Below are 25633 nucleotides of genomic sequence, written 5' to 3'. Positions count from 1 at the left end.
GCTGCCCTAACGGACCGTGGCGGCGGCGGGCCAGGGAATGCGGATGCGCGCGCAAGCACCGCGCGGGCTGGCGGAAGTCAGCGCCAGCCGCCCGTGCGCGCCGTAGCGCGCGGCAAGCTGCCGGCGCACGTTGGACAGGCCCACGCCCGTTCCGCTGCTGGCCGCCGCGCCGAAGCCGACGCCGTCGTCGGCCACCTCGATCTCCAGCGATTCGCCGCTGTGCCGCGCGTTCACGGTCACGCGGCCGGCGCCCGCGGGCTCGATGCCGTGCCGGATCGCGTTCTCCACCAGCGTCACGGCCAGCATGGGCGGAAACGCGAGCCCGGTGACCGCCGGATCCGCATCGATTGCGAACTCCAGCCGGCGGCCCATGCGGATGCGGTGCAGTTCCAGGTAGGCGCGCACGAGGGCCAGCTCGTCGCCCACGGAGCCGCTGGCGTTGCGCAGTTGCGGCATCGCCGTGCGCAGGTAACGCATCAGGTGGCCGATCGCTTCCGCCCCGGCCAGCGGCTCGGTGCGATAGAGCCTGCGGACGTTGCCCAGCATGTTGAACAGGAAGTGCGGCTCGATCTGCGCCTGCAGCAAGGCCAGCTGCTGCTCCAGGTCGCCCTGGCTTTGCTGCATGCGCGCCAGTTCCGCGGCGAGGGCGTCCGAGTCGGCGCGCAGCGACTGCCGATGGATGTCGGCCACCACCGCCAGCAGAACGGCGGGCAGGCCGAAGTGGAAGGCGTCCGAGAGCAGGCGCAAGGGCGGCGGCAGGTGCGCGAAGCCGCGCGCGTAGTACGCATGGAGCAGCAGGGCGAGCACGCCCGAGGCCGCGAACAGCAGCACGCAGAGCAGGCCGAGCCGCATGGGCAGCCCCGGGGGCAGCCCCTCGTCGAGCAGCGTGTAGGCGAGCACCAGGCCTGCTGCCAGCACGGCGAGTTCGGCCAGGTGCTCCAGCCAGGCCAGCGCGACTTCCGCCGGCGAGAAGAAGTCCAGCAGGGTGGGGCTGACCAGGGTGCCGACGGACAGCAGCAGCGCGGTGAGGGCGGCCGCGACCACGCGCGGCCACTCCAGCGCGCGGAGCACGCGCATGGGATAGCTGCCGCCTGGAACTGCGAGCCGCACGGCGCCGAGCATGGAGGACTCCCGCTAACCGGACGGGACATTCTGCGGCGGCCTCCGTCCTCATGACCAGCCCCGCGAGGATGAAGCCGGCTTTCGCGGGAACGAATGCGCCTGGATTGGAGATGAACGGGGCGACCGCGCGGGAGATTCGCGCCCGGGCCACGCTTGACGGGCGTCAGGTTTCGCTCGTTTATTCCGCTGAAATAAGTAACAAATCGCTGCTGGCATTTGCAATGTTTTCTTTCCTGCTAAATACTGAATCGCTACAGGACGGGCTTTTCGGGTCCGCGACCTGGCAGGCAGGAGGGCCAATGGAACGGGGTTGCATTGGGGAGTTGCTGCCGGCGAGCACACTCGGGCCGCACACCATTCCGGGTGCGAACACCAAGCGCGCCCGGGAGGCGGAGGCGCGCGTGGCGCCGGCGCCCAGGCCCTTCGATCTGTTGCGCTGGTTCGCCATCGCGAGCCTGGCCGCGCTGGTCCCGGTCGCGGCTGTAACCGGGCTGGTCCTGTCACATTTCGTTGCCGAGCAGGCCCTGAGTCGCGACGCTCTCCTGACGGCCGAGTTCATCCGCAACTGCGTCGCCGTCGAGTCCGGCATGTTCGGCGCCAACGACCTGAGCCGCTTCCTCGATGCGCGCGTGGATCCGTCCGCCGCCGGCCTGGACGGCGAAGCCGTCGCACGGGCGCGCTCCGAGGTCTTCGAGCACCTGGGGCTGCTTCCAGGGGCCCTCGTGACGAACGTGTACGCGCCCGACCGGATGGTCGTCTGGTCCACCAACACCGGGCTGCTCGGAAGCCGGGGGCGCGACGACAACGAGCTGGCGGAAGCGTTCGCCACGCGCAAGGAAGTCGCACTGCACCACAGCGGCACGAATACCGTGCGGCACAACATGGACTTCCTGGTGCTTCCCACGGGCCCCTTCGTCGAGAACTACGTGCCCCTGATCGATGCCGAAGGCAAGGTCGCGGCCGTGGTCGAGATCTACAAGGAGCCCGGTGACCTGGTGGAGTCGATCCACACCGGGCAGCTCCTGGTCTGGGCCACCACAATGCTGGGTGGCGCGGTCGTGTACATCGGGCTTTTCAGCATCGCCTGGCGCGGCAACCGCCTGCTGCAGCAGCAGCAGCGGCAGCTGGTGGAAGCACAGTCCCAGCTGTTCGCCGGCGAGCTGGCGACCGCGCTCGCGCACAGCCTGCGCAACCCGCTGTCGAACGTCCGCAACAGCGCGGAGCTCGCCTACGGCAGCGGCGACGCCTCGGTGCAAAAGAACGCGGAAGACATCATCACGCAGGTCGACTTCCTGGCGCAGTGGATCCGCGAGCTGCTGCTGTACTCCCGCCCCATGGCGGGCACTTCGGAGCCGGTGGACCTGCAGGCCCTGCTGCGCAGCGTGCTCGCCTCGTTCGCGCCCGCCTTCGAGCGGCAGGGCATCCGCGTGCATTGGGACGGCGAGGACGGCGAGGCCGGCGAGCATGTCATCGTGCAAGGCAACACCTCCCTGTACCGCCAGGCGATCCACAGCGTCGTCTCCAACGCGGTGGAGGCCATGCCGTCCGGTGGCGAGATGCGCATCCAGCTGCGCGAGACGGATGCGAATGGCGTGGAATTGACGGTCAGCGACACCGGCGTGGGCATGACAACGCAGCAGCTGGACGCGGCCTTCCGCCCCTTCCAGACCACCAAGGCCCACGGCCTGGGCGTCGGACTGCCCATGCTGCAGCGCGCCATGCAGCGTTTCGGCGGGCGGGTGATCCTCTCCAGCGTGGAAGCCGTGGGCACGCGGGTCCGGCTCCAGTTCAGGACCCAGGAGGCGACATGAGCACCATCCTCGTCGTGGAAGACGATGCCATCCAGGCGGGCAACATCGCCGCCTACCTGGCGCGCCAGGGCTGGGAGGTCGAAACCTGCGGCAGCGCCGAGCAGGGGCTGGCCACCTGGGAGCAGCTGCGTCCCGATGCGGTCGTGACGGACCACAGGCTGCCGCGCATGACCGGCGTGGACATGATCCAGAAGATGCGCGAAGCCGACGCGCACGTCAAATGCATCGTCATGACCGGCGACGACAGCGCGCAGACCGCGGTGCAGGCCATGAAGGCCGGTGCCTACGACTACGTGATCAAGCCGGTCGTGCTGGCCGAACTGCACCTGCTGCTGGAGCGCGCGATCGGCGCCGCGCGCATGGAGCAGACCCTGCAGTTCCACCACGAGCGCCAGGCCAGCGGCGCCGGCGTGCGCTCGCTGATCGGCGAATCGGGCGCGATGAAGGAGCTCAAGGCGACGATCTCCCGCCTGCTGGAAGCCGAGCGGCGCGTGGCCGACGGCGACTTGCCGACGGTGCTGATCACGGGCGAGACCGGCGCGGGCAAGGAGCTGGTCGCGCGTTCCCTGCATTTCGACGGGCGCCGCAGCCAGGCGCCCTTCGTCGAGATCAACTGCGCCTCGATTCCTTCGCACCTGCTGGAGTCCGAGCTGTTCGGGCACGAGAAGGGCGCCTTCACCGATGCCAAGGAGCGCCGCACCGGCCTGGTCGAGGCGGCCGACGGCGGCACCTTGTTCCTCGACGAGATCGGCGAGCTGGAGCCGGCCCTGCAGGCCAAGCTGCTGAAGCTGCTGGAGGAGAAGTCCGTGCGCCGCATCGGGGCGATGAAGGAGCGCAAGGTCGACCTGCGCATCATCAGCGCCACCAACCGCGACCTCGAGGCCATGGTGCGCGAAGGCCGCTTCCGCAGCGACCTGTACTTCCGCCTGCGCATCGTCTCGATCCACGTGCCGGCCCTGCGCGAACGGGGCCAGGACATCCTGCAGCTGGCGCGGCATTTCCTCGCCATCCAGGGGCGGCGCTACGGCAAACCGGGCTTGCGCTTCACGCGGGACGCCGGGCAGGCGCTGCTGCGCCATTCCTGGCCGGGCAACGTGCGCGAGCTGCGCAACGCGCTGGAGCAGACCGTGCTGCTGGCGCATGGGCCCGACATCGACCCGGGCCAGCTTGCGCTGTGCACGGGCCTGGGCCCCGAGCCGCCGAGGATGGCGCCGGTGCAGCCAGGCCCCGGCCCGATCGCGTTCACCTTCTCGCCGCGCCACGAAGCGGCGCTCGAGGACACGGAGCGCACGGTCGTCGTGAAGGCACTCGAGCGCACGGGCTGGAACGTCACGCGCTCGGCGCGGCTGCTGGGCCTCACGCGCGACATGATGCGCTACCGCATCGAGAAGATGGGCCTCTCGCGCCCGCAGGACGACGCGGGCTCCGTCTTCACGACGTCGTAGCACACGCTGGCGGCATCCAGGCCCGCCGACACTTCGTCCGCCGCAGGCATCTCGCCACCGCGCACCGGCCGCGCGCGGACCACGGGTCATTTCACCCAGCGGCGGGGTACCCCGCCCACCCAGTTCACAGCTTTTCGTGTGCGCCGCGCGCCGCTTCGCGCAGGCATGCCGCTGCGCGCGGTGGCACGCTTGATGCGACGTGCGCCCTTGCAGGATGAGGCAGAACGGTTGCATGGCCCGATGCCGTGCGCCCTCTTCAAGGAGCACATGTGAAAACCAGCACCACTTCCGGCAAGCCGCGCCAGCCCGCGGTGAGGCGGGGCTTCGTCCTCGCCGCGTCCTGCACGGCGGGACTCGGAGCGTTGGGCGTTGTCGCGAGCCAGGCGACCGCGCTCGACTACTTCGGGGAGCCATCCATGACCGATCCTTCCGCCTACTCGGCGCAGCCTGCCAATCCGCTGCAGGCCTTGCAGCAACTGCTGACCAGTGCGCCGGCGAACCAGGGCGCGCTGGTGTTGCCCAACGGCGTCTTCGGCGACAAGCGACAGCCGGCGACGGAGAACGCCTTGCCCAAGTCCGCCCAGAGCTCCTTCAACTACCCAACGAATGGATACCCCAGCCCGATGTTCGGGGCCCAGCCCTTCACCCAGAAGCTCATGCTGTTCGAGGAGTTCGGGCTGGAGAAGCTCGATCCCACGCAGCCGCCTCCCACGCTGCCGTTCCCGCAACCGTCCGTGGGGCCGGCGCCTTCCCAGGATCCCCAAGTGGTCACCCGCAGCGGCCCGGATCCGGTGGCGCTGGAGGCCTTCCTCAAGCAACCGAGCATCGCCCCTTATCCGACGGAATACGCCAACACCTCGGAAGCGAATCCCTGGAAGGCGAAGATCGAGCAGTTCCTGAACCGCTTCCTCTCGGGAACGCCCGCCGAGGGGCGGCCGCCCGGCGAGGGCTGGGCGCACCAGCGCTGGAACGAGTTCTACCCGCAGGCCTTCTTCAAGACCGCGCAGGCGGGCGCGCGCACCAACGGCGGCATGCGTGACTCCAGGCAGAGCCACGGCTACGCCGTGGGCGAGTTCGGACCGGGCGGGCTCTACCACAACACCACGGGCCTGGCGGCAAACGAGGGGACCACGAAGGGCATCGACATCCGCTTCCACCCGAAGATGCCCATACAGAACCACAAGTCCGTGTGGACCTTCGACGGCACGTTGCCGCCCAAGCTGCTGATGGCCCGCTACGGCCAGCCGATGCTCATGCGGCACTACAACGCCTTGCCGATCGACCCCGCGGCGAACCACGGCTTCGGGCTGCACACCATCACGACGCACGAGCACAACGGCCACAACCCCGCCGAGAGCGATGGCTTCGCCAACGCCTTCTTCTTCCCCGGGCAGTTCTACGACTATCGCTGGCCGATCCAGCTGGCCGGCTACGACACGATCAACACCACCGCGAGCGACCCGCACGCGGCGTTCCCGTGCGCGCCCGGCGAGAAGCTCTGGGTCAACGATGCCGCGCCCGGCTGGAAGACGTGCGACAACGGCACGATCCGCATCCGCGGCGACTGGCACGAGACCATGAGCACCCACTGGTTCCACGACCACATGCTCGATTTCACCGCGCAGAACGTCTACAAGGGCAACGCGGTGATGATGAACTACTACAGCGCCATCGACCGCGGCAACGAGGCGGTCGACGACGGCGTCAACCTGCGCCTGCCCAGCGGCTCGGCGCTGCCCTGGGGCAATCGCGACTACGACGTGAACCTGGTGGTGGCGGACAAGGCCTGGGACAAGGACGGGCAGCTCTGGTTCAACCCGTTCAACACCGACGGCTTCATCGGCGACCGCGTGCTGGTGAACTGGCAGTACGCCCCTTACCTGGAAGTGCGTGCGCGCCGCTACCGCTTCCGGATCCTGAACGGCTCCGTGTCGCGCTTCCTCTCCCTGGCGCTCGTGCGCGAGCGCAGGGGCATCCTCGGTGAGTTCAAGGGTCCCCCGGGTTCGATCTACTCGTACGACCGGGTGCCCTTCCACATGGTGGCCAACGACGGCAACATCATGGAGCACGCGGTGCCGTTCGATGGCGTGATGGACCTGGGCGACGGGCTCCCGGCCAATCACAAGGGCACCCTGCCCACCCAGGGGATCGCCGAGCGCTACGACATCGTGGTGGACTTCGCGGCCAACGGCATCCTGCCGGGCGACCGGCTGTGGCTGATCAACGTGAAGGAGCAGGACACCGGCCTCGGGACCAAGCGCAACGTGCCCCTGACCGACATCATCTCCGGAAAGTACAACCCGCAGATCGTTTCGGGCGCGTGGTCCGGTGGAGATCCGGCCGTTGGCAAGATCTTGGAGCTGCGCGTGAAGTCCTATGCCGGCACCGACCAGAGCATGAACCCGGCCGACTACGAGCCGGCGCGGCCCGGCAAGGCCGAAGGCAAGAAGATGATCCCGCTCTGGCTGGACCGCAACAACCCGGCCGACATGGACAAGCTCAAGACCGCGCGCCGGCGTGAGTTCGAGTTCGGCCGTTTTGCCGGCACCGACCAGAACCCCTGGACCATCCGCGCCGACAACGGCATCGCCTACAACATGGATCCGCGGCGCATCAGCGGAGCACCGCAGCTGGCGAACGGGCCCACCGATGCCGGGTACGAGGGGATGGGCACCACCGAAATCTGGAAGCTCACCGGCGCCGGTAGCTGGAGCCACCCGATCCACGTGCACTTCGAGGAAGGCGTGATCCTGCGCCGCGGCGGATTGCCGCCTCCGGAATGGGAAAAGTGGGCGCGCAAGGACGTGTACCGCGTGGGCACCGAGGCCGACAGCACGTCGACCGTCGAATTCGCCATCCACTTCCGCGAGTTCGCCGGCACCTACATGGAACACTGCCACAACACGCAGCACGAGGACAATTCGATGCTGCTGCGCTGGGACATCGAGCATCCCGGGCAGTTCATGGTGATGCCGACGCCGATGCCGACCTGGGAAGGCGTGCAGTACGCGCGCTCTGTGGGCATGCCGACCTTCCGCGCCGGCACCGGCACGGGCCTCAGTGCGCTCGTTCCCGCCACGCCTTGAGGAGGGCATGATGCGCCGCGCACAGTTGGCAGGTCTGTCCATCGTCGCCTGCGCGGGGCTGACCGCTGCGTTCGTGGCCGCCGACTCCGGTCGGGCCGCGAACGACGCGACCGCGGCGCAATCCCCCTGGGGCGCGAGCTATTTTCCCAACGTGCCCCTCGTGACGCAGGATGGGAAGAAGGTCCTTTTCTTCGACGACCTCGTGCGCGGCAAGGTCGTCGCCATCAATTTCATCTTCACCCAGTGTTCGGCGTCCTGTTCGATGGAGACCGCCAGACTGCGGCAGGTGCAGGAGCTCCTGTCGGACCGCATGGGCAAGGACGTCTTCTTCTATTCCATCTCGATCGACCCGGACAACGACACGCCCGAGGTCATGAAGGCCTATGCGGCCAAGTTCGACGTCGGTCCGGGATGGACTTTCCTCACCGGGCGCAGCAAGGACATCGACCTGCTGCGCCGCAAGCTCGGCCTGTACATGCCGCCCCTGCAGTCGGGGCAACCGAGCAACGACCACGACCTGGCCCTCGTGATCGGCAACCAGGCCACGGGCCGCTGGATGAAGGCGTCGCCGATGGAGAACCCCGAGGTGCTCGCGACCCAGCTTGGCAGCTGGCTGCACAACTGGAAAGTGGCTGTGAAGAACCCCGATCCCTCGTACGCGGAGGCGCCCGTCCGGCTGCCGCAGTATTCACGCGGCGAGGAGCTGTTCCGCACGCGCTGCGCCTCGTGCCACACGATCGGCGTGGCAGCGGGCGCTGCCGGTGCGATGCGCTTCATCGGCCCCGATCTCGCCGGCGTCACCCTCAAGCGCGAACGCGCCTGGCTGGCGCGCTGGCTGAAGGAGCCCGATGCCATGCTGGCGGAAAAGGACCCGCTCGCGGTCTCCCAGTACGAGAAGTACAACCGGGTGGCCATGCCGAACCTGAAGCTCAACGCGGCGGACGTCGATCAGCTGCTGGCTTTCCTGGAACAGGCGGACGCGGGCGTCGCCAGGAAGTGAGCCCCGTCACCGCAGCAAGGGCGCCGCAGGCGCCCTTCTTGTTGTGCGCTGCTTGGCGCTGCTGTTTGCGTGCGGGGGTTCGCTGGCGTTGACGACCATCCAGCGAACCCCACCGACGCCATCGATTGGCAGGTCCGTGCAGGTTGGACGGTCTGGGGATCGGGTGCCGTTGGTGCAGGCAATCCGGGCGCCCCGGCCCCTGCCGGGGCGCGGGGCCGGGACACTCGCGTCGCTGCTAGTGGCCGCACACGGCCTTGAGCAAGTCGGCGCGCCCGGTGCCGGGAACGATCGCTTCCCAGTCGCCGCTGACGTCCGGGGCCTCGACGGTGCGCCCGGTGCCCATCGGCCCTTCGAACCGGCTCAGGGTGATGGTGCGCACGCGCGACGCGGCGCAGTCGTACTGGCTCTGGCCGACGGCGGACCGGAAGATGCGGTCGTTGCCTGCCGTCGCCCCGCGCCGGAAGTCGCTCATCTCGGCGACCGTGGCGAGCGCTCCGCTGCGCGCGAGGGTGGCGGCATCGTAGTAGCGGACCACGTCGGAGTCCTGCGATGCCTGGACCCAGGACGCCATCGCCGCGCAGCTCATTCCACCGAGCAACAGCGCAATTGCGAGCTTCTTCATACGATGCACTCCTCAGACAGTGTTTGCACTTCCGCCGGATCCCATGGCCGGAGCCCGGCGCGTGCGCCAGGCTCCGGGGAAGGACCGTTCACGGATTCCTTCATCTCTTCGCAGTCAGCCTACGGCGTCGGCAGCAGCTTGATCAGGCTCGTCGGAATCGGGATCCCTGGCAGGTTCGGCCCAGGCGGAAACTGGATTCCCGGGAGCGTGAATCCGGGCGCCAGTGTCACCGACCCGGCCGGAAGGGAGACCTCTCCCGGCGGCAGCTGCACCAGGCCCTGCGGGATCTGCACCAAGCGCGTCGCCGGATGAGGCTCGAACGAGGTGCCTGCGTCGCTCACCATGCAGGCGCCGGCAATGGCACCGTTCGCTCCCACTTCCGGCAGGTCCACGTAGACGTCGACACCCTTCGGGTCGCCCTTGTGGGTCAGCACCACCTTCGCGTCCCCGAGATGGCCATTGGTCAGGCGCAGTCCCGGATGGTCGAAGGGCGCCTTCTGGCAGGCGACGCGTCGGTCGGTCAGCGCATTGCGCAGGAAGGCCACCAGGTCCGTCTTCTCCGCATCCGTGAGGCCGAGCGGCCGGATCGCCGGGTGCGCGTTGGACGTGCCGCCGTCCGGCGCCACGCTTGCCGCCAGCCCCGACGTGTCGTTGCCATCCGGGCCCCGCCGGTCGCCGCCGCGGTTGTAGAACTCCACGACCTGTTCCAGCGTATAGCGACTGCCGTTGTGGAAGTAGGGTTGCGTCAGCGCGATGTTGCGCAGGCTGGGCACCTTGAAGGCGCCGTCCACGCCGACACGGCTCCTGGCCGGATCCGGTGTCGTCCAGCAGTTGCGCACGTCGCTCTTGATCGAGAACAGGCAGGCATCGACCATGAAATCGTCCGGTGTCGGCTTCCCGCTCAGCCTCCCCAGCCACTGGCGCGAGTAGGACAGCGGGTTGCCGAACGGATCCGAACCACCCACCCCCACGTCCTCCGCGGCCGGCCGCACGCCGATGTTGTAGAAGCCGGTGTCGTAGAGGGCCAGCTTGCCGCCGCTGACGAACATCTGTTCCAGCAGGTTGGTCTCGCCGGCGGTGCGCTGCAGCCGCGAGGCCGCGGAAGTGAACTCCGCGCCGCGGTGGCACGATGCGCAGTCGGCCTTGGCCCCGCGGAAGATCGCCAGGCCACGCTGCTCCTGTGCCGTCAGCGCCTTCGGGTCGGGCGGGCTGCCGGCCCACCCGGTGAACCGGTCGATGGGCGCCTCGTCGGAAATGAGCGTGGACTCGTACAACATGATCGCCAGGCCCCAGTACAGCGAGAAGTTCGTTTCCATCTGGGTGTAGCCGTTGTACGTGCCCGTCGCGTTCCACCATGCAGGCACGAACGCCGCCTTGATCATGTCCGAGTACTTCTTGCCCAGGCCGACACCGGAGGCGTTGCGCAGAGGACCGAGGACGGAGTCCTGCGCGTGCACCTTCTGGGTGGCGAGCGCCTGCAGCGGCAACATCTTGCGGCCCAGCTGCTGGAACACCTTGTTGGCGCACGACATCTCGAAGTCGCTCAGGGCGGGCCCGACCGCCTGCGAAGCGAGGCTCGCGTTTTCCAGGTGGATGGACACCCACGTCGCCGATCCGTTGGACTGCCCCTGCAGCACCTTGGCCGTGCGGTCGCGGTCGCCGAACGGGTTCACGCCGTTGAAGACGTTGTTGGCCCGCCCGTCCCAGAAGTTGCGATAGTTGTACGCCGCGTTGATGACCGTCGGCGTGTTGCGCGGCTCCACGCGCCGCGTCAGCGCACCGTGCACGCTGAACTCGTCGATCGGCCGGTTCGCGCAGTTCTCGACGCCGCCGACCGCGAGCGACTGGAAGGGCCCGGAGAACGTACCCGCGGATCCGATCACGTCGTTGCTGTCGTAGGTGATGACCGAGTTGCGGTCCAGCGCGTTCTGCAGCCGGTGCGTCGGGAAGTCGTTGGGCGTCACCCAGGTGTTCGGTCCCACCGGGCCCGCAAAGGTCTTGGCGAAGACGTTGTCGCCGCCGCGCTGGCCCGGGTTGATTGCGTTGCGCAGCCGGCTGTCCGCGCCCGCGGCGTAGTGACAGCTCGCACAGGCCTGGCCGTCGCTGCCGACCTTCTGGTCCCAGAACAATGCCTTGCCCAGGGCCACGGCCGCGCCCTTGTCCTTCACGAAGTATTCGAGTCCTTCCGTGGGCGGCACGGGCACCGCCTTCAGCGAGATCAGCGGCGGGACGAGATCGATCGTGCCGACGTGGGCGTCCACGCCGGGGGTGGCCGGCTGGCCGTTGACGGTCGCGTTGGAGGCGACGCCTGCAAGCGGCACCATCCACTCGCCAGAACCGGATACCACCGGCTTGCCGAGGACCATTCCCGTGGGAGCGCCACGGATGGAGTCGACCGAGACGGTGAGCGGCTGGTCACCCACGCTGTCCACGGTCAGTCCAGGGACCGTCGGATTCCCGGGGATCGCCTGCGTCGGATCGAGCGAGGTCGCCAGGTTCGCGTTGGTGGCGTTGGTGGACGGTGTCATCACGTCCGGCGGATCGACGAGGGCGGCGATCCCCGGGCGTCCCGGTCCACGCGCGGCCACCGGGCTGGAGGCGATGACCGCTGCGAGCAGCAGGGCGAGCCGCCGTTGCCACGGCCGCACCCGGTATTCCGGGCGAACCGGGTCGTGGTTGTCGGCCCCGCGGCCGGCGCGCAGGAAGTTTGTCATGGCCGTGTCTCCTGTTCAGGGGCAGGTGAGCCGGCGCGTCGAGACGCAGGACCGCAGGGTGATGGCGGTCGAGGTCGCGGTGCCTCCGAGGCTGGACCGCACAGTGACCGTCGTGGGCGGTACGAAGCTCGCGATGCCTGTGCCGTTCCCATCCGGATTCATGATGAAGCCCGGAGCGAGCAACTGCCAGCAGGGGTCGGTCGTGGGGCAAACCGCCGGGGCCGCGGGCGAATTCCCCGTCAAGACCATGTCCGACAGGATGGGGTTCTGGAGGCTGCCGGGGATGCCGGGGGCCAGCGTGTCGTTGGCCAGGCTTGCCTGCACGAACATGCCGCGCGGTGCCGGGTTCGCCGAGGAGGTTGCGACGATGTTGATCTTGCCCTTGTTGGCACGGTTGTCCCAACCCGTTGCGGTGATCGTGATCACGTCAGGGGCACCCACCACGGGCGGGAACACCCGCGCCGCACTGACGGCCTTCGCGCCGGGACACAGGGACGCGTGGAAGATGGGGTCATCCATCGGCGGGGCCCAGGGCGGCGGATCGAGCTGCCCCACGACAGGCGAGTTCGAACCCGGTCCGTCGATCGGTCCGGACCCGCAGAACAGGAAAGCCAGGTCCTGGAAATTGTTCGGCACGAGGGCGTCGCCGAACGTCAGGTTTTCCGCGAAGATGAATTCGAAGTTGGGCAGCAGGTACTGGCCCGCCTGCAAGCCGTTGGCCGTCGGCGTGCTGTCCCGGTTTTCCGGCATGCAGGGAGAGAACCCACCCGTCGTCGAGGCGCACATCGTGCGGCTCACGGCGCGGTAGTTGCGCGTCGGCGGCAGGAAGGCGCCGTTGTTGTTCACCGGTGTACGGAAGCGCCCGAGCAAGGGGCTCGTCACGGGGCTCTGCGTCCCGAGCAGGCGGTCGGTCACGTTGCCGGTGACTGGGTCCACGTCCAGCGCGAAGAGGTCAACCAGGTTGAAGATGTCCGTGGTGAAGCCCACGAACAGCACGCGGCCGGTGGCTTCCTGAGCGATGCCCGTCACCGGACGACCATCGGTTCCGGCGATGAGCGCTTCGACGAAGGTGTACGCGGGCGCGGTTGCCGGGGTGGTGAACACACCCAGGTTCGCGGAGATCGTGTGCGCCGAGACGTACACGCCATTCGTGTCCGTTTTCAGCGTGCCGTTGAAGACGATGTTGTCGCCGATCTCGAAGGGGGCCTGCTTGGTCGGGTTCGTGGGGCAGCGCGTATCGGGGCCCGGGCATGCCACTCCCGCTGGCGACGCCGTGTTCGGTGGGTCCATCACATAGGTCATGCAATAGCCCGTCGTCGGCACCCGGAAAGGCACGAGACCGAGATCAGCGGGGAAGCTCTTGCAGTTTGGAGCGACGGGACGGTTCGATTGCGGGCACTCGGGATCCACCTTGCCGCCGTCGAAGGGGTTCACCCGGGGAATGCACATGGGGAAGCCGGTCGAAGCGTGCACCGTGGGGTTGTCCGTGTCCGGCGTGAAGCGCGGATCGAAGCCGACCTCCTCGATGCAGTCGGTGCGGCCGGCACATCCGCCGGGGCCCGCGTGCGCCTTGCCGTAGCGGCCGATGGCGTCGTTGATGCGCACGCGCGTCACGCCAGGCGGCGCAGGCAGCGCGCAGCCGTAAGGCGTGACCGTCGGATCGGTGGGGTTGCCACCGACCTGGATCTCGCCCGTGGCGTAGTCGATGCAGCTGATCATCCCCTGACCGGCATTCAGGGATTGCTGGGAGATGAACACCAGGCCGGCGATGTATTGCTGGTTGACCACGTTGCCGACCACGTGGATCTCGTAAGAGGGCAGCGACCCGTTGTACGGTGTCCCGGGCGAGGGTGCCGTCAGCAGGCCGGGCTGCGTATTGGGAACCGTGGCGCCCGGGACGGCGCCGATCTTGTCGTTCAGCGCCAAGCCAGTCTGCTTGGCGGGAACGATGTCGGTGGGAACCAGCGGGTTGTTGTTCTGGAACAGGTCGGCCCACGTCAGCGTGAAGGCCGGCATCTGCAGGATCGTGTTGCACGGCACGACGATCTTGTGACCGTTCACCGTGACCGTGCCGCCGGCCAGGCGCGGTGATGCCGGTCGGCAGATGGCGCCCGTGGTGTCCAGCGTGGCTTCCTGGATGAAGCCCGTGATGTCGAACCCCGCAGGCACGCTCGGCACGGCGGCAATCGCGGGCGCGAGGAAGGCATCGCCGGGCAGCGCGTCCTGCGCCGATGCCTGGCCTGCGAACGTGGCAAGCGTCGCCCCCAGCGACGCCGCCGCGACCCATCTTCCCAGTGGCCACAACGTGGACGGAACTTGTCGGTCTTCCATACGGGTCTCCATGAAAAGGACGAAGCAGGACCCGATTCGCATATCGCGTGCCCAGGCACGTCGCGTGAGCGGCTGCAGCGCGTCGGGTTCGTCGCATACGAAGGAAGAACGCATTCGCGCCGCACGCATTGCGCGTCGCGCGGATCGTGCGCAAGCCCCGAGACGGAAGGCAAGGCTGGGGCAATTCACCCGGTTATTGGGGGCATGCGGGAATTGCTCACCCACGGCCTTGTCCGCCGCGACGCATGCGCGTTCGTTCGCGTGCGCGAACGCGCGCGAGTGATGAACAGCGGAGCGCGTGCGCCCGCTTACGCAGGCAAGATCCCGCCGGTGCGCGGTGCGATGAAACGCGCATTCGCCTTACGTCTTTGCGACAGCGCAAGGTTTGTGCGAATGCAGGCGTTCAGGTCTGCGGTTTCGGCACTCGTGGCGCGATTGCATGGCACCTTGGTGCCGAAACGCGGTGTGACCAATTGCAAGTCGAGGCACGACTTGCTTTAATGAAATTGTTTGTAGGGCCTGGAATAAGAACGAGGCGCCGCTGGGACCACAGGAGGGAAACCGCAATGGTGAGCTTCGGTCATGTGCGCAGCCGTGCGCAGGCCATGCAAGGGTCGTTCCAGCGCGAACGTACTCCGTCGCAGGCTGGCCGCGTCAAGGCCGCCAGCGCCCGGCCGTTCGACCTGTTGCGGTGGTTCTCCATCGCCAGCCTGCTGGCGCTGGTGCCGGTAGCCGCAGGAGCGGCCATCATCCTGTCGCATTTCGTGACGTTACAGGCGCTGGACCGTGACGCTGGCGACACCGCACAGCTCGTCCGCAACTCGGTGAGTGTCGAGGCCGCGCAAAACGGTGTCAGTGGCCTCGGACGCTTCCTGGACCAGCGCGTGGACGCCGCGGCCGCGGGCCTCGATCCCGGGATCGTCGCGCACGCCCGCCAGGAAGTCTTCGAACGTCTCGAGGGCCTTCCCGATGCGCGCCTCACCACCGTGTATGCACCGGACGGCACGATCCTCTGGTCCACCGACAAGAGCCGCGTCGGCCAGCGCACCAGCGCAAATGCCAGCCTCGCCGAAGCGATCGCCACCCGCGCGGACGTGGTGCGCCAACGCGGACTCGACCTGCCGACGTACGCGGACTTTCGTCCGTCGACGCACCGTAACGTGCTGATCGAGGAATACGTGCCGCTGACCGACGCGGGCAGCGATGTCGTTTCGGTGGTGGAGGTGGACAAGCAGCCCGCCTCCCTCGTCGCCAGCATCCATCGCGCGCAGCTTCTCGTATGGGCGACCACCCTGGGCGGCAGCGTGCTGGTCTACGTCGCTCTCTCCAGCATCGTCCGCCGTGGCGCCCGCCTGCTCAGCGAGCAGCATCTGCGCCTCGTGGAAGCCGAGTCGCAGGCGTTCGCGGGCGAGATGGCCACCGCGCTGGCGCACAGCCTGCGCAACCCGCTGGCCGGCGTGCGTTCGAGCGCGGAGCTGGCCTTGTGCTGCGGCGAGGAACCGGTGCGCAAGAACGCCAGGGACATCATCACGCAGGTGGATTTCCTCTCGCAATGGTTACGCGAGCTGCTGCTCTATTCGCGTCCTGCCGCCGGCGATTCGCAACCGGTGGACCTCTGCGCCGTGCTGCACAGCGTGCTCGATTCCTTCCGTCCCGCCCTGGACCGCGCGCAAGTCCGCGTCCTCTGGGATCCGGCCGCGGCAACGCCGCCCAAGGTGAAAGGGAATGCGACGCTCGTGACGCAGGCACTGCACAGCGTCGTGTCCAACGCCGTCGAAGCCATGCCGCGCGGCGGCGAGATGAGGATAGAGCTCGGGGAAGACAACGAGTCGCCAGGCGTCGACGTGGTGATCAGCGACACCGGCGTCGGCATGTCCAACCAGCAACTCGCCACGGCCTTCCGGCCGTTCCAGACCAGCAAGCCGCAGGGTTTGGGCGTGGGCTTGCCCATGCTCAAGCGGGCGATGGAGCGGTTCGGTGGGTTCGTGACCGTGGCGAGCGCCGGGAACGCGGGAACGCAAGTCCGCTTGCACTTCAGGACCTGAGGGAAAAAAGATGCCGAGATCCGTTCTGGTCGTCGAAGACGACGTCGTGCAGTCCGCCAACATCAGTGCCTACCTGGCACGCAACGGCTGGGAGGTGCAGACCTGCGCAAGCGCCGAAGACGCGCTGGGCGTCTGGGAGATGCAGCATCCCGATGCCGTCGTGACGGACCATCGCCTGCCGCGCCTCAGCGGCATCGAGATGCTGCACAAGATGCGCAAGAGCGACTCGGACGTCAAATGCATCCTGATGACGGGCGACGACAGCGCCCACACCGCGGTGCAGGCCATGAAGGCCGGCGCCTATGACTACCTGCTCAAGCCGCTGGCCCTGGCCGAACTCAACACGCTGCTCGAACGCGCCATCGGTACGCCGGTGAAGGAGCAGGCGCCGCAGGTTCACCCGCAGCCGCAAGCTTCCGACGCAGGTCTGCGTTCGCTGATCGGCGAGTCGCCGGCGATGCAGAACCTGAAGGCCACGGTGCGGCGTGTCATCGAGGCGGAGCGGCGCATCGCCGGGGCGAACCTGCCGGCGGTGCTGATCATGGGCGAGACGGGAACCGGCAAGGAGCTGGTCGCCCGCTCGCTGCATTTCGACGGCGCGCGGGCGGCCGGTCCGTTCGTGGAGATCAACTGTGCCTCGATTCCTTCGCACCTGCTCGAGTCGGAGCTGTTCGGGCACGAGAAGGGCGCCTTCACCGATGCCAAGGAGCAGCGCAACGGGCTCGTGGAAGCGGCAGACGGCGGCACGCTCTTCCTCGACGAGATCGGCGAGATCGAGCCGCCGGTGCAGGCCAAGCTGCTGAAGCTGCTGGAAGAGAAGGTGGTCCGTCGTGTCGGCGCGGTCAAGGAACGCAGGGTGAACCTGCGCATCATCAGCGCTACCAACCGGGACCTGGAGTCCATGGTGAAGCAGGGCACCTTCCGCAGCGACCTGTACTTCCGTTTGCGCATCATCGGCGTGCAGGTGCCTTCCCTGCGCACGCGCGGCGGGGACATCCTGCTGCTGGCCCGCCATTTCCTGCAGCTGCACGGGCGGCACTATGGCAAGCCGCGGCTGCGCTTCAGCGCGGAGGCCGAGCAGGCCTTGCAGGACTACGCCTGGCCCGGCAACGTGCGGGAGCTGCGCAACATGCTGGAGCAGACCGTGCTGCTCGCCGCCGGTGACGTGATCACGCCGGCACAGATGGCACTCTGTCCCGGGCTCGCCCCGGCAGCCGAGGGCGCCAGGTCGTGCCCGAGCTGCGGAAAAGGTTGCCTGGGCCTGCCCACGAACGGGCCGGAGCTCGCCGAATTCGAGCGTTCGCTGGTGATCACCTCGCTGGAGCGCACGGGCTGGAACGTCACACGCTCGGCGAAGATGCTCGGGCTGTCGCGCGACACCATGCGCTATCGCATCCAGAAGATGGGACTCGAGCGCCCGGCGCACCTGCCCGGCTCCGGGTTCGGCGATCTCTGACGCGACGCCGGGAAGTGCGCCGGCGTTTCGCTGGCACGCCTAGCGGATGCCACCGGCGAGTTCGAAGATCGGGATGTACATGAGGATCACCACGACCCCGATCACCGCGCCGACGAAGACCATCAGCAGCGGCTCGAACAGGCGCACGAACCACTCGATCCAGCGCCCCATCTCCTCGTCGTAGAAGTCGGCGGTCTTCTCCATCATGGCGCCCAGGTTGCCCGCCTGCTCACCGGCGTGCAGCATGCGCAGGGCCACGGGCGTGGAGAGCTGGTGCGCCTCCAGCGCCTGGGACAGCGGCAGGCCTTCGCGCACGCGCTGCGCCGCGGCGTCGAGCAGTGCGGCCATGCGGGCGCCCAGCAGCGGCCGAGCCATGCCCATCGCACTGACGATCGGGATCCCGCTTTGCAGCAGGATCCCCAGGGAACGGTACAGGCGGGTCACCTGGTAGAGGAAGACGCGCTGGCGCACGCCGGGCAAGGCGAGGACCGCACGGCCGGCGGCCTGCCGCACTGCGGGCAGTTGCCACAGCGCCGCGGCGCCCGCGAGCAGCAGCAGCGCGGAGGCCGCGATCGTGGTCGCGTGATCGCGCAGCTGCTGGCCCATCTGGAGCAGAGCCCGCGACATCCAGGGCAGGCGTGTGCCGAGTTCGCCGAAGACCGCGCTGAAGCGCGGCACCACGTAGCCGATCAGGAACAGCAGCACGCCGAAGCCGACCACGAGCAGCAGGACCGGATAGACGGAAGCGCCCACCATCTTCTGCGTCAGCAGGTCCACGCGCGTGCGGTAGGCGACGTAGCGCCCCAGGCCGCTGCTGATCGCACCGGTCTTCTCGCTGGACTGGATCAGGGCGATGTACAGCGACGGGAACACGTCCGGGTACTGTGCCAGCGCCGCCGAGAACGACTTGCCCTCGTACAACAGCCGCACGAGGCCATCGAGCAGCTTGCGCGTCGCCGGGTCCTGCTCTTTCTCGCCCAGGCTTTCCAGCGCCGTGATCAGCGAGAGCCCCGCGTTCACGAGCGTCGCCAGCTCCTGGCTGAACAGCAGGAGCGGGAAGTCGCGCCGGGGTGCGAGCGCCGCGCCAATGCCGGCCAGGCGGCGCAGGGGGGCGACACCGAGCACGCGCAGGCCCTGGTGCTCGGCGACCTGGCGCGCGCCTTCCGCGCTGCCGGCTTCCACCGTGACCAGCAGGATTGCGCTCGCCCGGTCGACAGCCTTGATCCGGAACTGCATGGCCGTGCGCGCTCAGTTGCCGATGTCGGCGTTTTCTTCCGTTCCGCCCGGTGCGCCGTCCTTGCCGAAGGAAAGCAGGTCGAACTCCGCCCCCTGTTCGCCGGGCGAGCGGTAAACGTACGGATGGCCCCAGGGGTCGGGGGGCATGACCTTCTGGAGGTAAGGGCCGTGCCAGCGCGCCTCGTTGGCAGGCGCGGTATTGAGCGCAGCAAGCCCTTGTTCCGTCGTGGGGTAGCGGCCCACGTCGATGCGGTACAGGTCCAGTGCCTTGGCGACGCTGGCGATCTGCGCCTGCGCCGCCTTGACTTCGGACTTGCCGAGTTGCGCGAAGTAGCGCGGTCCCACGATGCTCACGAGCAGGCCGAGCACGACCAGCACCACGAGCAGTTCGAGCAGGGTGAAACCACGGGCCGGCCGCGACAGGGCGGTGGCAGGGAGGAGTGGAGCAGGGCGCGACATGGTGAAAACGCAGGCAAGTTCGGTGCCCGCGGAGTGGCCTGCGTCTTGCAACAGGACCTGCGTGCGTCACACATCTCCGCTGCTGTTCGCCGCCCTGTCGGGCGCCTGCCTCGTCGCGTACGCCGACATCTCCGTGCGCGAGACCGCCGAAGGCGGCATCGTCCTGTCGAACCTGGACGATCCGGCCCCGCCCGTGCTGCCCTTGCGCCTGAAAGCGTCCGCGCTGGGGCGGCGGGATAGCCCCGCGCCGCCGCGCGCCGACGCCTTCATTCCGCTCGTGCGCGCGGCGGCCGAGGCGCATGGCCTGCCGGCCGCCTTGCTGCGTGCACTGATCGAGGTGGAGTCGGGTTTCGACCCTCTTGCGGTGTCGCCCAAGGGCGCGCTGGGCCTGACGCAGCTCATGCCGCAAACGGCCAGGGCGCTGCAGGTGGCGGACCCGCGCGATCCGGGCGCGAACATCGATGGCGGCGCGCGCTACCTGAAGGAGCTGCTGCTGCGCCACGACAACAACGTGGCGCTCGCGCTCGCGGCATACAACGCGGGCGACGCCGCGGTCCGGCGCGCGGGGGGGATTCCGCCGTATCCGGAGACCCGCGCCTATGTCCCGCGCGTGCTCGCGCGCTACCACCAGCTGCAAAGCAGTGGGCCCTGAGCGGGGCACTTCACCCCCCAAATGCTGGTGAATTGCCCCGGCGCCTGGCTGCACGCCCATGCTCCGCCGGCTTGCGCACGCGATGCAGCGAGGCTGCGCGTGCGACGCCGGAAACAGTTGTCCCGTCGGGAGTGCCAATCCTGCATGCCGGCAGTACCGGCATGGTGCTCCCGGCGGGACGCCCGGCAGCTCAGTGCCGCGCGGCAGGTACGGCGGGGGCCATGTTGGTGGAGGCGGCCGCCGCGCCGGTGCCCGCACCGTCGGCCGTGAACAGCCAGTCCGAATAGCGCTTGCTGCCCTTGAACTGGCGCCAGCGCGCGGGAAAGTTGTCGCGCTTGATGGGCGCCGCATCGGACGGGCTGCGCACGCCGGCGATGGTGCGGCCGTCGGGCGCGAGCACCACCTTGAAGGGCTGGCCGCTCACGGGGTCGGGGTAAAGCTTGCGCAGGTGGTGCAAGGTGTCCGGAAAGCGGCGGTCCTCCACCAGGTCCTGCAGCTGCACCGGGTATTGGCGCTGTCCCGGTGTCTGCTGGTAGTAGGACTGCAAGGCCCGCGCATACTGGTTGCCGACCCAGAGCAGCTCACGTTCGTGCGCGCGCTGGCTGGCCATGCTCCAGGTTTCGGCCGTGCCCGCCAGCCCCAGCCCGAGCAGCATGACGAGGAACAGGACGCCCAGGTAGGTGAAGCCGGCGGAGCTGCGCCTGGCCTTACCAGCTCGCATACGCCGACCCGTCCTGGCCGTTGCCCGCCGTGCCGCTGTGCACGTCGCGCAGGCCGGCCGGCCCGGTTTCGCCGGCGGCCTCGGGGATCCAGCGGTCGGCCAGGCCGCTGATGGGGTCGACGGGGATCTTGCGCAGGTAGCGCGCCTCGACCAGCTCCTGCAGGGTCTCCGGGTACCGGCCGCGATCGCCGTGGTACTGGTCGATCGCCGCGCGCATCACCGACAGGTCCTTCTTCAGGGCCGTCTCGCGTGCCACGTCGAGGCTGGCGAAATAGCTCGGGACGGCGATGGCCAGCAGCGTCGCGATGATGGCCAGCACGACCAGCAGTTCGATGAGGGTGAAGCCTCGCGGCCGCGGTGTCGCCATCACCAGTCCTGGTAGAGCGTGCCGTCCAGCGCCTTCTCCGAGGACAGCGAGCGGACGTCGAACACGTCCTTGCCCTCGTGCGGCGCGTCCGGCGGGGTGTCGGAGCTGCGCAGGCCCCAGGTCTGCGCGGGCGGCAGCGTGCGGTCGGCAAAGGGGTCCCGCGGCACGCGCCGCAGGAAGTACAGCTTGGCGCCGCTCGCATTGGTGCGGTCGGTGACGCCTTCGACCAAGGTGCCCAGGGACGGCGGGTAGCCGGATTCGTTGGCGGCCTTGGCGACCTTGCCGCTGTCCGCCGCGTCCTTGTACGCATCGATGCCGCTGCGGATGTCCATCAACGCCGCCTTGAGCTCCTGCTCCTTGCCGCGGCGCACGACCGTCTCGGCCAGCGGCGCGGCGATCGCGACCAGGATGCCGATGATCGCCACCGTGATCACCAGCTCGACGAGCGTGTAGCCGGAGCGCATGTCAGGGCTCCACCACCAGGTCCAGGCCCGGCGGCAAGGTCGCGGACTCCACCGTGTTGCCGGGACCCATGCCGGAGAACACGATCAGCTTGAGCGCCGCCGGTCCGGGGGCGACGCCGGCGACGCGCAACTGCACCAGCGCTGCTTCGCCTGTGGCGCCGTTGTCGCCCTCGCGGGAAATGCCGATGAACAGGCGGCCGGCGCTCTCGTCGTTCCGGGCGCTGAAGTTGGTGTTGGTGCCGTCCCCGCGCAGCATCGGGCCTTCGGTCACCTCGAGCACCTTCAAGACCTTTGGATCGAAGGCGATCTGCAAGGCCGTGCTCACCAGCGGCTGGTCCGCCTTGACGAGCAGGGTCACCGCACCTTCCTCGCCCACCTTCAGGTGGGTGACGCCATCGAAGGCGACCGTCACGGGAACGCCTGCCACGGGCGCGGGAACGGAAGGCACGCCCACTGTCGGTGACGCAGGCGAACCGACGGCGGGTCCGGCCGGGGGTACAGGCTCCGGGACGGGGGTGATGGGCTGCACCGTCGGCGGCCGGCCGCGACCGAAGCTCGGTGCCGTCGTCGTCTGCGGCGAGGTCTGCGGCGACGTCGGCCGCCCCCCCGACGGCCCGACCCCAGGACCCGGGCTGCCCGGGGGCGCCGTCAAGGTCAGGGCCTCGCCGGCAGGTTCGGACCCTTGCAGCATCAGCGGCCGCGAACGCAGGCTGCCTTCCGTGCCGGAGCCGTATTCCAGCTGGAACGGCGGCAGGTAGGGCGTGTTGCGCACAATGCGCGGGGTGATCGACAGCACCAGCTCGCGCTTCTTGTAGTCGTCGTCGTGCTGGCCGAACAGGCGTCCGGCGGCGGGAATTTCACCCAGGCCCGGGATCTGGTCGGCGTTGGCGGTGTGGTCGCTGCGCAGGAGCCCGGCGAGGATCTGGGTCTCGCCGTTCTTCAGGCGCAGCGAGGTCTGCGCATTGGTAGTCTTCACCCGCACCAGCGTCGTGCCGGAATTGGTGCGGCCCGCGTCCTGCGAGTCGCTCACCTCCAGCGTCAGCTTGATGCCGACCTCGTCGCTCTGGTAGATGGTGGGCTCCACCTCCAGCTTGATACCCGTGTCCAGGTACTGCACGGTCTCGGTGATCACCGGTCCCTGCGTGGACGGGGTCGAGGTCGCGTTCACCACGGGGATGCGGTCGCCGATGTGGATCCTGGCCTTGTCGCGGTTGCGCACCCGGATGCGCGGGCTCGCCAGCGTGTTCACGTCGTTGTTGAGGGACTTGGCGCGCAGCTGCACCGAGCGGTCGATGCCCAGGCGCTCGGCCTCCAGGCCGCCGCGCAGCTGGCTCAGGAGGGTGGCGGCGGCGCCGCCCGGCGCCAGGACGGTGAAGGTCGAAGGCCAGGTGATGCCCAGGTCCAGGAAGCGGTCGCGCGAGACGTCCAGCAGCTCCACTTCCAGCACCACTTCGGCGTCCGCCTGGTCCTGCGCCTGCAGCAGCTTTTCGGCCAGCCGCACGGCATCCGGCGTGTCGCGCATGGTCAGCGCGTTGAGCTTTTCGTCGATGAACAGGTCCTTGGTCTTGAGCATCGTCTTGATCAGCGTCTGCGCCTGCTTCACGTCCATGTTGGTCACGAAGAAGGTGCGGATCACCCAGTCCTGGTATTCGCGGACCTTGGCGGGCGTGCTCGGATAGACCAGGACGGTGTTGTCGTTGACGAGCTTTTTCTCCAGCTGGCTCTGGGACAGCAGCAGGTCCAGCGCGTCGTCCAGCGCCACCTGCCGCACGAAGATGGTCACCTTGATGTCCGGCTTGACTTCACGGTCGACGATGAAATTCAGCCCGGTGCTGCGCGCGAGCGCGTCCAGGACCATGCGCAGCGGGGCATCGCGGAATTCGAGCGTGACGGGCTTGGTGTAGCGGGAGCGCAGGCGCGGGTAGGTGCTGTCCGTGCGCGCGTGCTGCTGGTCGATCTCGCGCCGCAGCGACAGCGCGTCGCCGGAAGTGGGGTCGAGCGCCAGCACGGAGGCCAGCTGCTTTTCGGCCAGCTCCACGTCGCCGCGGCGGAAGGCGTTGCGTGCCTGCTTCAGCATGTCCTCGAGATGGCGCCGCTGCTCCAGGACGCGCAGCGCGTCGATGGCGCGGCTGTTGCGCTCGTCCAGGGCCAGCACGCGCTGGTACGTTGCCGTGGCGCCGGCATAGTCGCCGGTCTGTCGAAGCCGTTCAGCCCGCGCGAGCAGCGTCACGACGACGCGGTCGTGCTGCAGGGCGAGACTGCTCCGGTAGCGCGGTTCGTTCGGCGCCTGCGTCACGGCCTCGTTGAGCCGAGCGAGGCCTTCCTCGTACCGTCCCTGGTCGATCAGGGCTTCCCCTTCGCGCAAGGCCTGGTCCGTGGCGCAGCCCGCCAGCAGGATGGCCAGCGTCAGGGCGGCGAGTGGGCGGCGTGGGAAACGGTTGGGGCGATACATCAGGACTTTCCGAAAATCAGGGCCTGCGGCATGTCCAGCGGCAGGTAGCGGAAGGTGAGCTGGCCGGCGTCGATGCGGTCGACCCGGTACTGCCCGTCGATCACGTCGCCCGCCGACACCGCGTACACGCGTTCGCCGCGTTGCAGGAACACGCGCGGGCGAACGCTGTCGTCCATCCGTCCCATGAAGCGGTAAGGCAGCGGCGGCGGTGCCGGTGGCAACGGTGGCGGTGGCGGCGGCGGCGGGGGTGGAGGCGGCGGCGGCGGTGGCGGGGGAGGAGGCGGCGGCTTCCAGCTTTTCGGGCCGAACAAGGGCGCCTGGACGATCTGCGGTGCGGCATCAGCCACTTCGGCGGACACGTTCGTTGCGGCTGCCGGTTCGAGCTCGGGGGCAGGGCGCAGCCTCGCCAGCGGCCGGGGCGCGGGCGCCGGCAGGAGCGTGGGTGCGGGCGCAGACGCGGAGGCGCGTGCGGACGCGGAAACCGGCCGGACCGGCGCACTCTCGCGGGCAGCGGAAGGCATGAACTCGGGCAGGACCGCGAGCACGCCCGCACCGCCGAGGAACGTCGTCCAGAACAGGGTGCGTCCGCGCTTGCTCACTGCTTCACCACGAACAGGGAAAACTGCAGCCGGGCGTCGACCTGCGGCTCCGATACCTGCTGGCGCTGCAGGCCGAGATCGTCGAGCACCAGTCCGGGCACGCTGCCCAGCGACGCGTTGACGAAGCGCTGCACCTGCGCGTAGCTGCCCTTGACCGGCAGCGCGATGCGATGGCGGACCAGCCGCGTGCCCACCAGCTGGGCGCCGGTGTATTCGCCGTGCTCCAGCGACAGCTGTTCCGCCGTGGCCGCCGTGTAGATGCGTTCGATCTGCTGCGACAGGTCCGCTTCGCCCGGCAACTTGCCGTAGAACTGCGCGCGCCGGTCCGCGACGCTCAGCGGGGCGCTCGCAATGCCATTGCGCACGTCTGCCGCCCGCCGCTCCAGGCGGTTCAGGCGGACGCCGGCCGCATGGAGCTCGTCGTGGCCTTGCTGCAGCACGAAGCCCCAGGCGCCCGCCGCCACGAGCAGCGCCGCACCCAGTGCGCCCGGCCAGCGCAGCGCTACCAGCGCCTCGATGAGCAGCAGCCTAGGGAAGGACACGTTCGCCTCCCCAGCCGGCCTGCATGTGGAAGCGCACCGGCATCTCCGGCACGTCCTTGACGATGCTGTGGTCCATCAGCACGACGTTCGCGAGTGCCGGCTGCGCCTGGAGCTGCCGCTGGAAGGCCAGCATGGCGGCGAAGTTGCGCGCTTCGGCCTCGATCTTCACCTGGCGCCGCGCGACGTCGGGCGCGACGGCCAGCAGGGCGACGTCGTCGCTGCTCGCCCGCTCCAGCGCGGCGAACAGGTTGCGCCAGGGCAGTTGTGCGCGCTGCACGGCTTGCTTCGCCGCCGCGAGCGCCGGGTCGTCGGGCTTGTCGGCCGCCAGCGCTGCGCTGTCCGAGGCCTGCAGGCGGGCGAGCCGCGACGCCTGGGCCTGCTGGCGCAGGTGCTGGTCGTACTGCTCCCACCCGCCGGCCGCCACGCAAGCCAGTCCCGCGGCGGCGAGCAGCCAGCCCGCGGCGCTGGGAGGCGGTGCACGATGGAAGTCGATGCGGAACTTGTGCATG

At 68.8% G+C, this 25633-nt stretch carries 20 protein-coding genes; 7 read left to right on the top strand and 13 right to left on the bottom strand.

The genetic code is table 11. The features are described 5' to 3' along the window. Positions 1-6: 6 nt before the first annotated feature. Complete coding sequence (locus tag AC3EGR_RS20115) at positions 7-1077, bottom strand: sensor histidine kinase (RefSeq protein WP_488548301.1); 1071 nt, start codon at positions 1075-1077, stop codon at positions 7-9. A 344-nt stretch (positions 1078-1421) separates the two neighbouring features. Between AC3EGR_RS20115 and AC3EGR_RS20110 the strand changes: the two genes are divergently transcribed. From AC3EGR_RS20110 to AC3EGR_RS20095, 4 genes are all read left to right on the top strand, one after another. Continuing rightward, positions 1422-2933 carry a sensor histidine kinase gene (locus tag AC3EGR_RS20110; RefSeq protein ID WP_488548300.1) on the top strand — a complete coding sequence of 504 codons (1512 nt, stop codon included), beginning with the start codon at positions 1422-1424 and terminating at the stop codon, positions 2931-2933. Beyond that, the gene (locus AC3EGR_RS20105; RefSeq protein WP_488548299.1) at positions 2930-4378 is read left to right on the top strand and encodes a sigma-54-dependent transcriptional regulator; all 1449 of its coding nucleotides are present in this window, start codon (positions 2930-2932) and stop codon (positions 4376-4378) included. The genes AC3EGR_RS20110 and AC3EGR_RS20105 overlap by 4 nt, the downstream gene beginning before the upstream one ends. A 416-nt stretch (positions 4379-4794) precedes the next feature. Beyond that, positions 4795-7464, top strand: coding sequence for a multicopper oxidase domain-containing protein (locus AC3EGR_RS20100; protein ID WP_488548298.1), 2670 nt, complete (start codon positions 4795-4797; stop codon positions 7462-7464). A gap of 7 nt (positions 7465-7471) precedes the next feature. Continuing rightward, positions 7472-8464 carry an SCO family protein gene (locus tag AC3EGR_RS20095; protein WP_488548297.1) on the top strand — a complete coding sequence of 331 codons (993 nt, stop codon included), beginning with the start codon at positions 7472-7474 and terminating at the stop codon, positions 8462-8464. A 235-nt stretch (positions 8465-8699) separates the two neighbouring features. Here AC3EGR_RS20095 and AC3EGR_RS20090 read toward each other — a convergent pair whose 3' ends face one another. From AC3EGR_RS20090 to AC3EGR_RS20080, 3 genes are all read right to left on the bottom strand, one after another. After that, positions 8700-9086 (bottom strand): surface-adhesin E family protein, encoded by a 387-nt coding sequence (locus AC3EGR_RS20090; protein WP_488548296.1) that lies wholly within the window; start codon positions 9084-9086, stop codon positions 8700-8702. Positions 9087-9205: 119 nt separating this feature from the next. Continuing rightward, entirely contained in the window at positions 9206-11800 is a 2595-nt protein-coding gene (locus tag AC3EGR_RS20085; RefSeq protein ID WP_488548295.1) for a cytochrome-c peroxidase, read from the bottom strand. A 15-nt stretch (positions 11801-11815) separates the two neighbouring features. After that, entirely contained in the window at positions 11816-14356 is a 2541-nt protein-coding gene (locus AC3EGR_RS20080; protein WP_488548294.1) for a hypothetical protein, read from the bottom strand. 341 nt (positions 14357-14697) lie between these two features. Between AC3EGR_RS20080 and AC3EGR_RS20075 the strand changes: the two genes are divergently transcribed. Together AC3EGR_RS20075 and AC3EGR_RS20070 are read left to right on the top strand one after the other, a co-directional pair. Beyond that, positions 14698-16176, top strand: coding sequence for a sensor histidine kinase (locus AC3EGR_RS20075; protein ID WP_488548293.1), 1479 nt, complete (start codon positions 14698-14700; stop codon positions 16174-16176). 10 nt (positions 16177-16186) lie between these two features. Further along, positions 16187-17632: a sigma-54-dependent transcriptional regulator gene (locus tag AC3EGR_RS20070; RefSeq protein WP_488548292.1), complete on the top strand. Its 1446-nt coding sequence runs from the start codon at positions 16187-16189 to the stop codon at positions 17630-17632. A gap of 39 nt (positions 17633-17671) precedes the next feature. Here the strand turns inward: AC3EGR_RS20070 and AC3EGR_RS20065 are convergent, their stop codons facing one another. Then, positions 17672-18868 carry a type II secretion system F family protein gene (locus AC3EGR_RS20065; RefSeq protein ID WP_488548291.1) on the bottom strand — a complete coding sequence of 399 codons (1197 nt, stop codon included), beginning with the start codon at positions 18866-18868 and terminating at the stop codon, positions 17672-17674. A 12-nt stretch (positions 18869-18880) separates the two neighbouring features. After that, the gene (gspG, locus tag AC3EGR_RS20060; RefSeq protein WP_488548290.1) at positions 18881-19327 is read right to left on the bottom strand and encodes a type II secretion system major pseudopilin GspG; all 447 of its coding nucleotides are present in this window, start codon (positions 19325-19327) and stop codon (positions 18881-18883) included. A 61-nt stretch (positions 19328-19388) separates the two neighbouring features. On the opposite strand from gspG, the gene AC3EGR_RS20055 reads away from it, so the two are divergent. Continuing rightward, on the top strand, positions 19389-19979 hold the full coding sequence (locus tag AC3EGR_RS20055; RefSeq protein WP_488548289.1) for a lytic transglycosylase domain-containing protein: 591 nt from the start codon (positions 19389-19391) through the stop codon (positions 19977-19979). Between the two features lie 190 nt (positions 19980-20169). On the opposite strand, the gene AC3EGR_RS20050 is transcribed toward AC3EGR_RS20055, so the two are convergent. Genes AC3EGR_RS20050 through AC3EGR_RS20020 form a run of 7 tightly spaced genes read right to left on the bottom strand, consistent with a single transcriptional unit; the run spans position 20170 to position 25632 of the window. Then, on the bottom strand, positions 20170-20700 hold the full coding sequence (locus tag AC3EGR_RS20050) for a type II secretion system protein (RefSeq protein WP_488548288.1): 531 nt from the start codon (positions 20698-20700) through the stop codon (positions 20170-20172). Next, the gene (locus AC3EGR_RS20045; RefSeq protein ID WP_488548287.1) at positions 20687-21067 is read right to left on the bottom strand and encodes a type II secretion system protein; all 381 of its coding nucleotides are present in this window, start codon (positions 21065-21067) and stop codon (positions 20687-20689) included. The genes AC3EGR_RS20050 and AC3EGR_RS20045 overlap by 14 nt, the downstream gene beginning before the upstream one ends. After that, complete coding sequence (locus AC3EGR_RS20040; RefSeq protein ID WP_488548286.1) at positions 21067-21531, bottom strand: type IV pilin protein; 465 nt, start codon at positions 21529-21531, stop codon at positions 21067-21069. Before AC3EGR_RS20040 ends, AC3EGR_RS20045 begins: the two co-directional genes overlap by 1 nt. Position 21532: 1 nt before the next feature. After that, positions 21533-23983 (bottom strand): secretin and TonB N-terminal domain-containing protein, encoded by a 2451-nt coding sequence (locus AC3EGR_RS20035; protein ID WP_488548285.1) that lies wholly within the window; start codon positions 23981-23983, stop codon positions 21533-21535. Then, positions 23983-24582 (bottom strand): hypothetical protein, encoded by a 600-nt coding sequence (locus AC3EGR_RS20030; RefSeq protein ID WP_488548284.1) that lies wholly within the window; start codon positions 24580-24582, stop codon positions 23983-23985. The genes AC3EGR_RS20035 and AC3EGR_RS20030 overlap by 1 nt, the downstream gene beginning before the upstream one ends. Further along, a complete protein-coding gene (locus AC3EGR_RS20025) occupies positions 24579-25124 on the bottom strand; it encodes a hypothetical protein (protein ID WP_488548283.1) in 546 nt (181 codons plus the stop codon). The genes AC3EGR_RS20030 and AC3EGR_RS20025 overlap by 4 nt, the downstream gene beginning before the upstream one ends. Further along, entirely contained in the window at positions 25111-25632 is a 522-nt protein-coding gene (locus AC3EGR_RS20020; RefSeq protein ID WP_488548282.1) for a PilN domain-containing protein, read from the bottom strand. The genes AC3EGR_RS20025 and AC3EGR_RS20020 overlap by 14 nt, the downstream gene beginning before the upstream one ends. Between the last annotated feature and the right edge of the window lies 1 nt (position 25633).

The organism is Ramlibacter sp. G4-7, from assembly GCF_057784995.1.
Note: the sequence above shows the minus strand (reverse complement) of the source record. Positions and strands in the feature narration are given on the sequence as shown.

What these genes read in the sequence shown, in the direction of transcription:
- AC3EGR_RS20115 (WP_488548301.1), bottom strand. Translation starts at nt 1,077, where the DNA reads ATGCGCGTGCTCCGCGCGCTGGAGTGGCCGCGCGTGGTCGCGGCCGCC.
- AC3EGR_RS20110 (WP_488548300.1), top strand. Translation starts at nt 1,422, where the DNA reads ATGGAACGGGGTTGCATTGGGGAGTTGCTGCCGGCGAGCACACTCGGG.
- AC3EGR_RS20105 (WP_488548299.1), top strand. Translation starts at nt 2,930, where the DNA reads ATGAGCACCATCCTCGTCGTGGAAGACGATGCCATCCAGGCGGGCAAC.
- AC3EGR_RS20100 (WP_488548298.1), top strand. Translation starts at nt 4,795, where the DNA reads ATGACCGATCCTTCCGCCTACTCGGCGCAGCCTGCCAATCCGCTGCAG.
- AC3EGR_RS20095 (WP_488548297.1), top strand. Translation starts at nt 7,472, where the DNA reads ATGATGCGCCGCGCACAGTTGGCAGGTCTGTCCATCGTCGCCTGCGCG.
- AC3EGR_RS20090 (WP_488548296.1), bottom strand. Translation starts at nt 9,086, where the DNA reads ATGAAGAAGCTCGCAATTGCGCTGTTGCTCGGTGGAATGAGCTGCGCG.
- AC3EGR_RS20085 (WP_488548295.1), bottom strand. Translation starts at nt 11,800, where the DNA reads ATGACAAACTTCCTGCGCGCCGGCCGCGGGGCCGACAACCACGACCCG.
- AC3EGR_RS20075 (WP_488548293.1), top strand. Translation starts at nt 14,698, where the DNA reads ATGGTGAGCTTCGGTCATGTGCGCAGCCGTGCGCAGGCCATGCAAGGG.
- AC3EGR_RS20070 (WP_488548292.1), top strand. Translation starts at nt 16,187, where the DNA reads ATGCCGAGATCCGTTCTGGTCGTCGAAGACGACGTCGTGCAGTCCGCC.
- AC3EGR_RS20065 (WP_488548291.1), bottom strand. Translation starts at nt 18,868, where the DNA reads ATGCAGTTCCGGATCAAGGCTGTCGACCGGGCGAGCGCAATCCTGCTG.
- gspG (WP_488548290.1), bottom strand. Translation starts at nt 19,327, where the DNA reads ATGTCGCGCCCTGCTCCACTCCTCCCTGCCACCGCCCTGTCGCGGCCG.
- AC3EGR_RS20050 (WP_488548288.1), bottom strand. Translation starts at nt 20,700, where the DNA reads ATGCGAGCTGGTAAGGCCAGGCGCAGCTCCGCCGGCTTCACCTACCTG.
- AC3EGR_RS20045 (WP_488548287.1), bottom strand. Translation starts at nt 21,067, where the DNA reads ATGGCGACACCGCGGCCGCGAGGCTTCACCCTCATCGAACTGCTGGTC.
- AC3EGR_RS20040 (WP_488548286.1), bottom strand. Translation starts at nt 21,531, where the DNA reads ATGCGCTCCGGCTACACGCTCGTCGAGCTGGTGATCACGGTGGCGATC.
- AC3EGR_RS20035 (WP_488548285.1), bottom strand. Translation starts at nt 23,983, where the DNA reads ATGTATCGCCCCAACCGTTTCCCACGCCGCCCACTCGCCGCCCTGACG.
- AC3EGR_RS20020 (WP_488548282.1), bottom strand. Translation starts at nt 25,632, where the DNA reads ATGCACAAGTTCCGCATCGACTTCCATCGTGCACCGCCTCCCAGCGCC.